The following is a 13,422-nucleotide window of genomic DNA, read 5'->3' as shown; positions in this document are numbered from 1 at the left end:
CCCTCGCCTGATTTTACTTCGCCCGGATCAGGCCGCTTCCGCATCGCCTTCGGCCATCTTGGCCAGTTGCGCCATGATGACAGCACTACCGGACAAGCGTTTCTCCGGTGTGGGTAGATCGCGTACAAACACGATCGACTGATCGGGGCGCAGTTTGGCCATGGCTCCCTGCCGACCGATATGCTGAACCAACGCCGCAGGGTTTGCGAACTCCTGATTACGGAAGGAGATTACCACGCCTTTGGGGCCGGCTTCGAGCTTTTCGACATTGGCCTTGCGGCAGAGCGCCTTGATATACACGACCTTTAACAGATGCTGCACCTCATCAGGTAGAGGGCCGAAGCGGTCGATCAGTTCAGCGCCGAAACCGTCAATATCCTGCGGCTCTGTCAGTTCAGCCAGACGACGATAAAGGCTGAGACGCAGATTGAGGTCCGGGACATAACCCTCTGGTATGAGGACCGCCGTGCCGATGGTGATCTGCGGCGACCAACTGCCAGACCCGGCGTCTTCCTCGCCTCTGATTTCAGCGACAGCCTCTTCCAGCATCTGCTGATAAAGTTCGTAGCCGACCTCACGGATATGGCCAGACTGCTCTTCGCCGAGCAGATTGCCCGCGCCGCGCAGGTCGAGATCGTGGCTGGCTAACTGAAAACCCGCGCCCAGGGTATCAAGGCTCTGCAGAACTTTCAGCCGGCGTTCGGCTTGCACTGTGAGCTTCTTTCGGACCGGCAGCGTCAGTAGTGCGTAGGCCCGCTGCTTGGAACGGCCGACGCGGCCCCGGATCTGGTAAAGCTGGGCCAGGCCGAACATGTCAGCCCGGTGCACCACGAGCGTGTTCGCCGTGGGCACATCGAGGCCGCTTTCGACGATGGTGGTCGATAGCAGAACATCGTACTGGCCATCATAGAAAGCGTTCATGACATCGTCGAGTTCCGTCGGCGGCATCTGCCCATGGGCAACCGCGACTTTCAACTCGGGCACGTGTTCATCGAGAAACTGCTTGACCTCGCCGAGGTCGGAAATTCGCGGAACGACATAGAAGCTCTGGCCGCCGCGATAACGCTCGCGAAGCAGCGTCTCGCGAACCACCATCGCGTCGAAAGGCGATATGAAGGTACGAACGGCCATCCGGTCCACAGGCGCTGTGGTAATAAGCGACAGTTCGCGGACGCCCGAAAGCGCCAGTTGCAGGGTGCGTGGGATCGGGGTCGCCGATAGCGTCAATACATGCACGTCCGAACGCAGCTCCTTGAGCCGTTCTTTATGTTTGACACCGAAATGCTGCTCTTCATCGATAATCAGGAGACCAAGCCGCTTGAATTTTACGCTGGAGCCAAGCAATGCGTGCGTGCCGACAACGATATCGACATTGCCGTCCGTCAGGCCTTTTTTTGTCGCCGCCAGTTCCTTTCCACCCACAAGACGACTGGCTTGGCGCACGGTGACGGGAAGGCCGGCAAAACGCTGGCTGAAAGTTCGAAAGTGCTGACGGGCAAGCAATGTTGTCGGCACGACGACAGCGACCTGAAATCCCTCCATGACAGCAGCAAAAGCACCACGCAGCGCCACTTCGGTCTTGCCGAAACCGACATCGCCGCAGATCAGACGGTCCATGGCGCGCCCGGATGACAGATCGTCCAGCACGGCATCGATAGCCATCTGCTGATCCTCGGTTTCCTCGTAAGGAAAGCGAGCGGCAAATTCACCGTAGATACCCTCTGGCGGGGTGAGACGTGGCGCTGACTTCATTTCGCGTTCCGCGGCGATACGGATCAGTTTGTCGGCCATGTCCAAAAGGCGCTTCTTGAGCTTGGCCTTGCGCGCCTGCCATGCTCCGCCGCCCAACCGATCCAGCGCCGCATCGGTTCCCTCACCGCCGTAACGCGACAAAAGCTCGATATTCTCGACCGGCAGGAACAGCCTGCCATCGCTCGCATAGTGTAATTCGAGGCAATCATGCGGGGCGCCGGCGGCTTCGATTGTTTTCAGTCCGACGAAGCGTCCAATGCCGTGTTCGGAGTGCACAACCAGATCGCCCGTCGAAAGCGACGATAGTTCAGAAATGAAATCCGCCGCCTTGCCCTTTCGCCGGCTGCGGCGAACGAGCCGATCGCCAAGAAGGTCCTGTTCCGCTACGATCGACAGATCGTCGCTTTCGAAACCGTTCTCGATGGGCAGAACGGCCAACCCGATGGTCTGCCCTTCAAGCCTCATCGCCGCTTCAAGACTGGCAACAGGCTTTGTCCCGCCCAGCCCGTGCTCAGCCAAAATGCCGGACAAGCGGTCGAGCGAGCCATCCGACCAGGCCGCGACGATCAACCGCTTCGACTGACCGCGTAGCGTAGCAAGATGCTTCACGGCGGCATCGAAAACGTTGGTGTCCGGCTGGGCGCGCTCCTCAGCAAAGTTGCGGCCGCGTCTCGCACCGCCGTGCGCAATGCGGCGGCCTTCCGTGAAAGGCTGATCGAAAGGCGTGAGATCAATCCTCTCGCGCGCAGAACAGCGCTCCTCGACCTCGGTAAGCGTCATATAGAGACGGCCGGGCGGAAGCGGATGATAGGGAGCGGACTGGCCAGCCGTCTCCGCGCCGCTGTTCTTTCGGCTTTCGAAATGATCGACGATCTGCTTTTCGCGTTCCTCTAGCGCTTCCGCCGCCAGATGGTCGAAGACCACCATCGCCTCCGGCAGAAGATCGAAGACCGTGTCCATTCCCTCGTAAAATAGTGGCAGCCAATGCTCCATACCGGCAAAGCGGCGGCCTTCGGAGATCGACTGATAGAGGACATCGTCGCGTCTCGGCGCGCCAAACGCCTCGATATAGCCGCGCCTGAAACGGGCGATCGCATCCGATGTCAGCGTCACTTCAGAGACAGGCTGCATGGTGAACCGGTCGAGTTGCTTCGACGTTCGCTGAGTAGCAGGATCGAAGCTCCGAACCGTTTCCAGTTCATCACCGAAGAAGTCTAGGCGGACGGGTTCTTTAGCGCCCGGAACGAAAAGATCCAGGATGCCGCCTCGAACCGCATATTCGCCGACTTCGCGCACAGTGGCGACGCGCTCGAACCCATCCGCTTCCAAACGGCGAACAAGCGTGTCCATTTCGAGAGTTGCGCCGGGCCGGGCATGAAAAATCTGTTCGGCCAGAACCGAGCTCGGCGGGAAGCGCTGCAGCACCGCGTTGGCGGATGCCAGAATAATGGCCGACTCGCCGCCCTGGGCAAGATTGGTGAGGGCTCCGAGTGCGTCCAGTCGACGGGCGGCCGCATCGGCACCCGGCGAAACGCGGTCATAAGGCAAACAGTCCCATGCCGGCAGTGTGACGATACGCGTTTTCGGAGCAGCAAACCTCAGCGTGTTCTCGAAATCCGGCAGCCGGTTGCCATCCCTTGCAATGAAAAGGATCGGCCGCTTTCCTGCGGCGGCAATCAGACGTGTTAGCGCAAAGGGCTCGTAGTCATCCGATACGCCATCAGCGATGACGGGTGCGGTCCCGGCCGGCAACTGAATATTGGATAGGATTGTCATGCAGTCAGCCGATGCTCTGGCGGCGATGGACGATAATGGACGCCAATAAAGGCCCGTCCCATTGCGGTGGAATGGCTTTTTCTCCCAACACCCAGCGGTAAAGATCCTGATCGTTCTCGCTCATCAGCGCTTCGAACTGATCGAGCGTTTCGTCATTAAAATCAGCAATGCGCTCGTCGGCAAAAGGTCCGAGAATAAGGTCCATTTCCCGCATGCCGCGATGCCAGGCTCTGAAAAGAAGTTTCTTGCGCCGCGGATCATCAATGGACGCGCTGCTGATCTGGGTGCCACTCATTGTCCGGACCTCTTGAATCGAAGACAGCCATATAGGCCGGGCAGGCCGTTCTGTCAGCCATTGGAGGGTGCCGAATGTCCCCAATTAAAACCGTCTGCTGCTTTCGCCCGTTCGCGCACCGTCTATATTGCGTCGATGCGCCCTTCCCTTCTCGATCCGCTCTTCGCTCCTGTCACCAGCCTGCCCGGCGTTGGCCCAAAAGTCGCGGATGCAATTGCCCGGATCGTGCCAACTGCCGGCATGGAAAATACGGCGCGGATCGTGGATCTGCTGTTCTGCATGCCGACCCGTGTCATCGACCGCCGCGACGTTACGACAATCGCCGACGCCATCCCCGGCACCATCGCTACACTTCGTCTTCGGGTCGACCGGCACCAGCCGGCGCCGCGAGCCGCGCGAAACGCGCCATACCGCGTTTTTTGTCAGGATGAGACAGGCGAGATCGCGCTGACATTTTTCCGCGCCCATGGCGAGTGGCTGACGAAGCAATTGCCCGAAGGCGAAATCGTAATGGTTTCGGGGACGTTGGACTGGTTCAATGGCCGCGCTTCGATGGTTCATCCCGATGCTATGGCGAGAGAGGAAGCCGGTGGATTGCCGCCTATAGAGACCGTCTATCCCGGCACGGCGGGCTTGGCACCCAAAACGCTTCGCAAGGCCATAGATAGCGCGTTGGAGCGGATACCGAACCTTCCAGAATGGCGTGACCCATCTGTAAATCGCGACGACGCCTCCCGACCGCCCCCGACCTTTCAGTCGGCTCTCGAACGACTTCACGATCCGCAGGAGCCAGACGATGTTTTGCCGGATAGTCGGGCATGGCGGCGTCTTGCCAGAGACGAGTTGTTGGCCGGTCAACTCGCCATCGCGCTGGTCCGTGCGCGGCTTCGGCGGCGCGGCGGACGGGCATTCTCAAGCGACGGAGCCGGTCCTCGAGCTATCGAAGCAGCCCTACCCTTCCAACTGACGGAAGGACAGCGCGTGTCGATCGCGGAAATCGCGAAGGATCTCGGTGAACCGGAAAAGATGCTACGACTTCTCCAGGGCGACGTGGGAAGCGGCAAAACAGTGGTTGCCCTGATGGCTATGGCGCACGTAGCCGACGCAGGTGCGCAATCGGTTCTTATGGCGCCAACGGAAATTCTGGCGCGCCAGCATTTTTCGACGATCAGGCCCATAGCAGAAGCGGCCGGGCTTAAGGTTGCTATCCTGACAGGACGTGACGGCACTGGCGTTCGGCAACCGGTGCTGGACGGTCTGGCCGACGGTTCGATCGATATATGCGTTGGTACGCATGCCCTCTTTCAGCAGGGGGTCACCTTTCATGATCTCGGCTTTGCGGTCGTGGACGAACAGCATCGCTTCGGTGTCCACCAGCGTCTTGCCCTGTCTGCCAAGGGCCTGAACCCCGACCTCCTGGTCATGACGGCCACGCCCATTCCGCGGACGCTCGTTTTGACGGCCTTCGGGGATATGGACGTGTCGCGACTGACCGAGAAGCCGGCTGGCCGCCAGCCCATTCAGACAGCCAGCCTTCCCATCGAGCGTCTATCCGAATTGGCCGCACGCCTGGAAAAGGCCATCGCGGACGGTCGCAAGGTCTACTGGATCTGCCCTCTGGTCGAGGAATCGGAGCAGAGCGATCTCGTCAGCGCGGCGGAGCGTCATGCCTGGCTCGGCCAGCAACTGGGCGCAGACCGCGTCGGTCTCATCCATGGGCGGATGAGTGGACCGGAGAAAGACGCCGCCATGGCGGCGTTCAAGGCCGGGCAAACCCGACTGCTGGTCGGCACGACGGTGATAGAAGTGGGCGTCGACGTGCCGGACGCTTCCATCATCGTGATCGAGCATGCAGAGCGTTTCGGCCTTTCACAACTGCATCAGTTGCGCGGCCGTGTCGGCCGAGGAGCCGATGCCTCGTCTTGTGTGCTACTGTTTCGCGGACCGCTGAACGAGATTGCTGAAGCACGGCTGAAAGTGATGCGAGAGACCGAAGACGGTTTCCGGATCGCCGAAGAAGATCTGCGGCTACGTGGAGAAGGCGACCTTCTGGGCACCAAACAGTCCGGAACGCCCGGCTTCCGTGTCGCCCGGCTCGATGTTCACGCCGACCTTCTGGCCGAAGCCCGGCAGGAAGCCCGCTTGATCCTCGCCACCGATCCGGACCTGGCCGGGCCGCGCGGCGAAGCTCTGCGAATTCTGCTCTATTTATTCGACCGGGACGAAGCGGTGCGGCTTCTCCGCGCAGGCTAGTGGGTTACGCCGCATCTGCATCAGAGCGGGGCTTGTCCGAAAGATCCGCCAGCGCTTCGATCGCCCGTGTCGTTTCCATTTCCTCGGGCGAAACAAGACCGCCGGAAATAATCAGCTTGGCAGCATCCTCCACCGACATATTGAGAATGTGGACGTCTTCATGCGGTACAAACAGCAGAAAGCCGGAGGTCGGGTTTGGCGTCGTCGGTACGAAGACCGCCAGCGAACCTTCCGGCCCGCCTGTCACCTGCTGTACCTCGCCGCGAGCTTCGGTCGAAACGAAGCAAAGCGCCCACATGCCGGGTCTCGGATATTCGATGAGCGCTGCCTGCTGAAACGAATTGGTTTTTTCGCTCAATACCGTTTCGAGAATCTGTTTCAGCGCCTTGTAGATATTACGGACCAGCGGCATTCGGCTGACGAGGTGCTCACCGAAGCGAAGAATCGCCTTGCCGACGAAGTTTGCGGTGAGAAAACCGATCAGCGTGATGCCGATAAGCGCAAGTATCAAACCGATGCCGGGGACCGGAAACGGTAGATAGGTATCTGGATTATAGACGCTCGGTATGAGCGGTTTGATAAGCCCATCGACCCATTCAATAAAGCCGAGTGCTATCCAAGCGGTGATCGCTATCGGCGCCAACACGATGAAACCTGTCAGGAAATAGGTGCGGAGCCGGCTCATAGGGTCTGCCAACAGGCCTCTTAACTGTGGTGCAGCGCAGAATTTAGGATGGTTCTGCTTAACCTTCCAGTGTCCGCTACTCCACGGTCACACTTTTTGCCAGATTTCTCGGCTGATCGACATCGGTGCCCATAAAAACGGCAGTGTGATAGGCAAGAAGCTGAATCGGCAACGCGTAGATAATCGGCGCGATGAAGCTCGGCACGTCAGGCATGACAATGGTCTTCAACGTGTCGACGCTGGACGCGGCCGCGCCTTTCGCGTCGGTTATCAAAATGATCTTTCCGCCGCGCGCCGCGACTTCCTGCATATTGGAGACGGTTTTCTCGTAGACCGCATCGAACGGGGCGATCACGATCACCGGCAAGTCTTCGTCGATCAGAGCGATCGGCCCATGTTTTAGCTCGCCGGCAGCATATCCTTCTGCATGGATATAACTGATTTCCTTGAGTTTTAATGCACCTTCCATCGCCAGCGGAAAGGCCGTGTCCCGACCGAGATATAGAACATCGGAAGCGTGGGCGAGATCACGCGAAAGATCGACGATGTCTTTTTCAACCTTCAGGGCCGCCGTCATGAGCCGCGGCAGCTCCATCAGATCGTGGACCATCTCTCCAATGGCCTCGTCGGACAGTGTGCCTCGTGCCTTGGCTGCGTGGATCGTCAGCGAAGCGAGCGACGCCAATTGGCAAGTGAATGCTTTTGTGGAGGCGACGCCGATTTCCGGTCCCGCAAGAATAGGGAATACGGTGTCGGATTCGCGTGCGATCGTTGACTCTCGGACATTGACGACAGCGCCTATTTTTAGCCCCTCGCCTTTGCAGTAGCGCAGTGAGGCCAGCGTATCGGCCGTTTCGCCGGATTGTGAAATGAAAAGCGCGGCATCGCCTTCGTCCAGCGGCATCTCCCGATAACGAAATTCGGACGCGATATCGATGTCGACCGGAAGGCGGGCATAGCGCTCAAACCAGTATTTTCCGATTAATCCCGCGTAATAGGCGGTTCCGCAAGCGCTGATGGAAAGGCGGCGGATCGAGGCAAAATCGATCTCCGAATCCAAATGTCTCGGTGCGTCATTGGCGAGATCGAGATAGTAGGCAAGCGTATGGGAAACGACTTCGGGCTGCTCCAAAATCTCTTTCTGCATGAAGTGGCGGTAGTTTCCGCGGTCAACAACGATTGCGCCGGTCGAGCTTTTCTGCGCCTGCCGCGCAACCGCCTGCCCTTCCGCGTCGAAGATTTCGGCACCGCCGGCATGGATTACCGCCCAGTCGCCATCCTCGAGGTAAGTGACGGAATCGGTAAAGGGCGAAAGCGCGATGGCGTCAGAACCCAGATACATTTCACCGTCGCCATGGCCGATAGCGAGCGGCGGCCCGTTGCGCGCCGCGACCAATAAATCCTCTTCCCCCTCAAACAGCATCGCGATTGCGAATGCGCCTCGCAGCCGGCCTATCGCCTCATGCGCGGCATCTTTCGGCTCGCGACCGGCTTCGATGAGAGAGGAAACAAGATGGGCGACCACCTCCGTATCGGTCTGGGATGCGAATTCATAACCTGCCGCCTGCAACTCACTCCGCAGCTCTGCAAAATTTTCGATGATCCCGTTATGGACGATGGCGATCTTTGCGGAAAAATGAGGATGCGCATTGGTCTCGTTGGGCACGCCATGTGTCGCCCAGCGCGTGTGGCCGATACCGATATTGCCGGCCAGCGGCTTTTCGTTCAGCTTCGATTCGAGATTGGAAAGCTTTCCTTCGGCGCGCCGCCGCCCTAGGTGGCCATCTTCCAGGGTCGCGACACCGGCGGAATCGTAGCCCCTGTATTCCAGCCGCTTCAACGCATCGACGAGAAGCGGCGCCACTGGCCGTTTACCGATAATTCCAACAATGCCGCACATAGCGCCTCTCAAACTTGCCCGATGTCGTCGCCTATCAGGCGAGCCGCATCAGGCGAAATAAAATTGCGTATCGTTATGGTAATGCGTCACAAAACCGGTGCGATTATTATGCCGCGAACCCGTCTTCATGACTTTTGTCGCTTTTGAGCCTCCAGGCTCTGACGAAGCACTTTGGCCCGTCCATCCATGTTGACCTGACGGCCTCGGGCAATAGCAAGGGCATCGGCTGGAACGTTCAGTGTCAGTACCGATCCCGTCGCGACATAAGCGCCCGATCCGACCTCAATCGGCGCGATCAACGATGTGTGAGTGCCGACAAAGACATCCTCGCCGATTGTCGTTCGATGCTTGGAATAGCCGTCATAGTTGCAGGTCACGGTGCCGGCGCCGATATTGCTCCGCGCTCCTATTTCAGCATCGCCGATATAGGTCAGATGGTTGACCTTCGCGCCTTCACCTATGCTAGCTTTCTTGACCTCGCAGAAATTGCCGACCTTGGAATTCTGAGCCAGTTCCGCACCGGGGCGAAGCCTGGCAAACGGCCCAACCTCTGCGTTGTCGGCGATTTTGGCGCCCTCGATATGACTGAAAGCCCGGATGGTGACCCCGCCGCCAACCGAGACCGACGGGCCGAACACGACATTCGGTTCGACGAGCGTATCCTGACCGATAACGGTATCCCAGGAAAAATGAACGCTTGCGGGCTGCATAAGCGTTACACCGTCGACCATCATCCGGTGCCGGGTCCGACGCTGCCAGATGGCCTCCGCTTCGGCCAGTTCGACCCTGTTATTCACGCCGAGAACGGATTCGAATGCGATTTCTCGGGCGACCACCTTATGGCCCTTTGCACGTGCGAGAGCCACGATATCGGTGAGGTAGTACTCGCCCTTGGCGTTCTCATTGCCAATGCCATGAAGGAGTTCCAGTGCATGCTCGCCGGCGATGGCCATCAATCCGCCGTTGCAGAACTGGATTTGCTTTTCGAGGAAGGATGCGTCCTTCTCCTCCCGAATATCGATGAGTTGACCGTCTTCTTCTATTAAACGGCCATATCCGAAGGGATTTTCGGTGTAGAAGCCCATGACCGCAACGCATGCGCCCTCAGCCAGCGCATGACGTGCCGTTGCCAGATCTTCGGGACGAACCAAAGGCGTGTCGCCGAAAAGGACCAGAATGTCGTCCGCGCCGTCCTTGATAGCCTCGGATGCTGCCAATACCGCGTGAGCCGTACCCAGCCGTTCTTGTTGCAGATAGGTAGTGACCTTTGCAGCATGGGGCGTAGCGACGGCTTCCACCGTCTCGGCATCGCGTCCGACCACAAGCGCCACGCGGTCGCTTCCCGCCGCGGCAGCCGCTCGCACCACATGCGCCGCAAGCGGCAGGCCGGCAATCTCATGAAGAACCTTTGACCGGTCGCTTTTCATGCGTGTGCCCTCGCCAGCGGCAAGGACAATCGAAAGACAGCTGCGTTCGGTCATGAAAGACTCTTGATATTGTGAGAATCGGCCGGGCACCGGCGGCGTCGCCGGTTATGGCCGTTTATCAAAAGCCTCCGCCGCCGCCAAGCGATGCAAACCAGTCACCCGATCGTAGCAAAGCCCGGAAAGGTTTCGAGCAGCAGGTTCGCGGTGTACTGAATACCGCCTGTCAGGAACGCGATGCCGGCCAATACCAGAAGACCGCCCATCACTTTTTCAACTCGGCCCATCTGAAGTCGGAAGCGCTGGAGAAAGCGCATGAAAGCGCCTGAGAAAAACGCAGCGATCAGAAAAGGAATGCCCAGGCCAAGGGAGTAGACAGCCAACATTATGGCGCCCTCACCCGCCGTGCTACGCCCGGCCGCCATTGTCAGGATCGAACCCAGTACAGGGCCGATACACGGAGTCCAGCCAAAGGCGAACGCCAGCCCCATCAGGTAGGCGGCGAAAGAATTGGCGGGACGGCCTGAGTGATTGATCCGCGCCTCTCGTGACAGAAGCGGAATGCGGATGATTCCGAGGAAGTTCAACCCCATAAGAATGATGAGCAATCCAGCGACCACCGCCAGCGGCTCCTGCCACGTTCGCAGGAAGCGGCCAATAGTCGAAGCGCCAACGCCGAGAAGCACAAAAACGGTAGAGAAGCCGAGTACGAAGGCAACTGCAGCGATAAACAAGGCGCGGCGCGGCGCGACACGGCGCGTTGGCTCGCTCGACCCTTCGGGTATAGCAGGGCCGCCACGAAACTCCTCGACCGAAACACCGGCCATATAGCAAAGGTAAGGAGGAACCAGCGGTAAAACGCATGGCGAAAGAAAGGAGAGCGCTCCCGCCCCTAGAGCCGTCGCATATCCGACATCAATCGCCATTTGCGCCGTCCGTTTCCGATCTGTTTTCGATGCACCGTGGTCTCAGAAGATCGGAACATATCCGAGAGACGTTACGTTGGTGAGCGCGCAGGGGTTCGAACCCTGGACCTACTGATTAAAAGTCAGTTGCTCTACCAGCTGAGCTACGCGCTCGCTCACGGCTTCACGGCATCGCCTTGGCAAGCCGCGCGGACCATAGTTTTGGCGGCCTATGCGGTCAACCGCCATTGTTCGGTTTTTCGTGACAGAAAAGCGAAGATATCTCAGCGAAGCGAAGCGATGATCTGGCGCACCCGCTCGTCTCGTTCTCTGGCGCTGTCGCCACCCATTACCGTCACGACATAGCGGCGCGGTCCCTTTTTCACCGACGTCACGATATTGAAGCCAGAAGCGCGGATGTAACCGGTCTTGATGCCATCCACCCCGGGGTCCTTCAACAAATGATTGTGACCACGGATCGTGCGTCCGCGAAAGGTGAACTCACGCTGACTGAAATACGGATAATACCGCTGGTGATTCGTCATGAGAAGAATGCCGAGCGTCGTCATGTCGGCAGCCGTCGTCACCTGTCCGGCGTCAGGCAGGCCGGAGGCGTTGACAAAGCGCGTCGAGCGAAGACCGAGCTGGCGAGCGCGCGAGGTCATGGCCTGAGCGAAGGCCGTTTCGCTTCCGTAGAGATGCTCGCCAACAGCCGCAGCGACATCGTTTGCGCTTTTGACAGCCAAGGCGCGAATGGCCGTATCCACGCTGATCTGATCGCCTGCCTTCAGACCCAGCTTGCTGGGCGGCTTTGCCGCGGCGTAAGCGCTGACAGGAATGGTGGCTCCCCGGTCGATGCGTCCTGCCTCTATAGCGTCGAACAGCATATAAAGCGTCATCATCTTGGTGAGTGAAGCCGGATACCGCACCGCGTTTGCATCCTGGGTGAGGACAACGCGTCCACTGCCGACATCTACCACATGCGCCGCGTAGCGAGCCGAGAGAGGCGCTCGGGTCTCTGCCGGCATCGTTTCGAGAACGGATTGCGTCGAACAGCCTGCCAGTGCCGGTCCCAACACCAATGAGATGGCCAAAGCGCATGCGCGCCAAACTGTTCCCGCCTTCATGATCATCCGTGTGTTTGAAACATTTTGCCCGGAACCATCATAATCCGTTGGATACGAAAGCAACAACGATGCGAGTTCATATGTCACCGATTCCCGGAAGCTGCGTCCCTAGCGCAACAGGGGCGGCGTACAAAAGTACGCCGCCCCTGCGTTCAGTTCTCAGATCCGATCAGCTGTCGGCTGCAACCTTCATCGACACGATCGCATCCGGGTTGCTGACAGGTTCACCGCGCTTGAGCCGGTCCACATGCTCCATGCCGTCGATAACCTGCCCCCAGACCGTGTATTGGCGGTCAAGGAAACCGGCCTCGTCGAACACGATGAAGAACTGGCTATTGGCTGAATCCGGGCTCTGCGCGCGCGCCATCGAACAAGCGCCGCGTCCGTGGTGGGCGTCATTGAACTCGGCTTTCAGGTCGGGCTTATCGGACGCGCCACGACCCGCCATCCGCTCGTCGAATTTCTCTCCACCCTTCTTGCCGAACTGGACGTCGCCAGTCTGCGCCATGAAGCCGTCGATGACCCGATGAAACACCACGCCATCATAGGCCCCTTCCCGCGCAAGTTCCTTGATGCGGGCAACATGGTTCGGCGCCAGGTCGGGCTTAAGTTCGATGACGACCGCTCCCTGCGTCGTTTCGAGAAGAAGCGTGTTCTCCGGATCCTTGATTTCAACTTCCGTCATTCAGTCATTTCCTTCTTTATTTCTGTTCGAAATTCGGTTGTCAGCAACCGGCTGCGAGCGTCGCTTTTTCAATTCTGTCGGGCGACGATACAGAGCCGTTCGGACCGTCCCCTTTGGCAAGTGCGTCAACGGCATCCATGCCGCTCTCCACTTCGCCAACGACGGTGTAGTCGCCATTCAGGAAAGACCCTTCCTGAAACATGATAAAGAACTGGCTATTGGCGGAATCCGGGCTTGCCGCGCGAGCCATACCGACCGTGCCGCGCTCAAAAGGCGCATCAGAAAATTCGGCAGGCAAGTCCGGAAGGTTCGAGCCGCCAGTACCGGCCCTGCCAGCCACGTAACCATCCTCCATGTCGCCGAACTGCACATCGCCCGTCTGCGCCATAAAGCCATCGATCACTCGGTGAAAAGCAACATTGTCGTATTCGCCGCCACAGACGAGTTGTCTGATCCGCTCGACGTGTTTCGGTGCAATGTCCGAACGCAGTGCGATGCTGACCTCACCGGCCGGCAATGTCAGTACCAGCGTATCGTCGGGTTCCACTCCGTAGGCGGTCGATGCAAGCAGAAACAAAGAAAGGCCTGCCATCAGGCCGGTCGCGGTATTTTTCATAGAT

10 protein-coding genes and 1 tRNA gene are annotated in these 13,422 nt (G+C 58.9%); 1 reads left to right on the top strand and 10 read right to left on the bottom strand.

The window, feature by feature from the left end; genetic code table 11:
* Positions 1–27: 27 nt before the first annotated feature.
* Both mfd and NIM86_RS15035 read right to left on the bottom strand, forming a co-directional pair.
* The gene (mfd, locus tag NIM86_RS15040; RefSeq protein ID WP_253383329.1) at positions 28–3,528 is read right to left on the bottom strand and encodes a transcription-repair coupling factor; all 3,501 of its coding nucleotides are present in this window, start codon (positions 3,526–3,528) and stop codon (positions 28–30) included.
* 4 nt (positions 3,529–3,532) lie between these two features.
* Entirely contained in the window at positions 3,533–3,823 is a 291-nt protein-coding gene (locus NIM86_RS15035; protein WP_253383328.1) for a succinate dehydrogenase assembly factor 2, read from the bottom strand.
* 135 nt (positions 3,824–3,958) lie between these two features.
* On the opposite strand from NIM86_RS15035, the gene recG reads away from it, so the two are divergent.
* Positions 3,959–6,076 (top strand): ATP-dependent DNA helicase RecG, encoded by a 2,118-nt coding sequence (gene recG, locus NIM86_RS15030; RefSeq protein WP_253383327.1) that lies wholly within the window; start codon positions 3,959–3,961, stop codon positions 6,074–6,076.
* A gap of 4 nt (positions 6,077–6,080) precedes the next feature.
* Here the strand turns inward: recG and NIM86_RS15025 are convergent, their stop codons facing one another.
* The 8 genes from NIM86_RS15025 to NIM86_RS14990 form a co-directional block, all read right to left on the bottom strand.
* Positions 6,081–6,761 carry a DUF502 domain-containing protein gene (locus NIM86_RS15025; RefSeq protein ID WP_253383326.1) on the bottom strand — a complete coding sequence of 227 codons (681 nt, stop codon included), beginning with the start codon at positions 6,759–6,761 and terminating at the stop codon, positions 6,081–6,083.
* Positions 6,762–6,837: 76 nt separating this feature from the next.
* Positions 6,838–8,661: a glutamine--fructose-6-phosphate transaminase (isomerizing) gene (gene glmS / locus NIM86_RS15020; protein WP_253383324.1), complete on the bottom strand. Its 1,824-nt coding sequence runs from the start codon at positions 8,659–8,661 to the stop codon at positions 6,838–6,840.
* Positions 8,662–8,786: 125 nt separating this feature from the next.
* A complete protein-coding gene (gene glmU, locus NIM86_RS15015) occupies positions 8,787–10,142 on the bottom strand; it encodes a bifunctional UDP-N-acetylglucosamine diphosphorylase/glucosamine-1-phosphate N-acetyltransferase GlmU (RefSeq protein ID WP_253383322.1) in 1,356 nt (451 codons plus the stop codon).
* A gap of 101 nt (positions 10,143–10,243) precedes the next feature.
* Positions 10,244–11,011 (bottom strand): cytochrome c biogenesis CcdA family protein, encoded by a 768-nt coding sequence (locus NIM86_RS15010; RefSeq protein ID WP_253383320.1) that lies wholly within the window; start codon positions 11,009–11,011, stop codon positions 10,244–10,246.
* Between the two features lie 77 nt (positions 11,012–11,088).
* A tRNA-Lys gene (locus tag NIM86_RS15005) sits at positions 11,089–11,164 on the bottom strand.
* 110 nt (positions 11,165–11,274) lie between these two features.
* Complete coding sequence (locus tag NIM86_RS15000) at positions 11,275–12,117, bottom strand: D-alanyl-D-alanine carboxypeptidase family protein (protein WP_253383319.1); 843 nt, start codon at positions 12,115–12,117, stop codon at positions 11,275–11,277.
* Between the two features lie 169 nt (positions 12,118–12,286).
* Entirely contained in the window at positions 12,287–12,802 is a 516-nt protein-coding gene (locus tag NIM86_RS14995; RefSeq protein WP_253383318.1) for a peptidylprolyl isomerase, read from the bottom strand.
* A 40-nt stretch (positions 12,803–12,842) separates the two neighbouring features.
* Positions 12,843–13,418 (bottom strand): peptidylprolyl isomerase, encoded by a 576-nt coding sequence (locus NIM86_RS14990; protein WP_253383317.1) that lies wholly within the window; start codon positions 13,416–13,418, stop codon positions 12,843–12,845.
* Positions 13,419–13,422: the final 4 nt, after the last annotated feature.

It is taken from the genome of Notoacmeibacter sp. MSK16QG-6 (genome assembly GCF_024158145.1).
Taxonomy (GTDB): Bacteria; Pseudomonadota; Alphaproteobacteria; order Rhizobiales; family Rhizobiaceae; genus Notoacmeibacter.
This window is presented reverse-complemented; position numbering and strand designations above follow the sequence as displayed.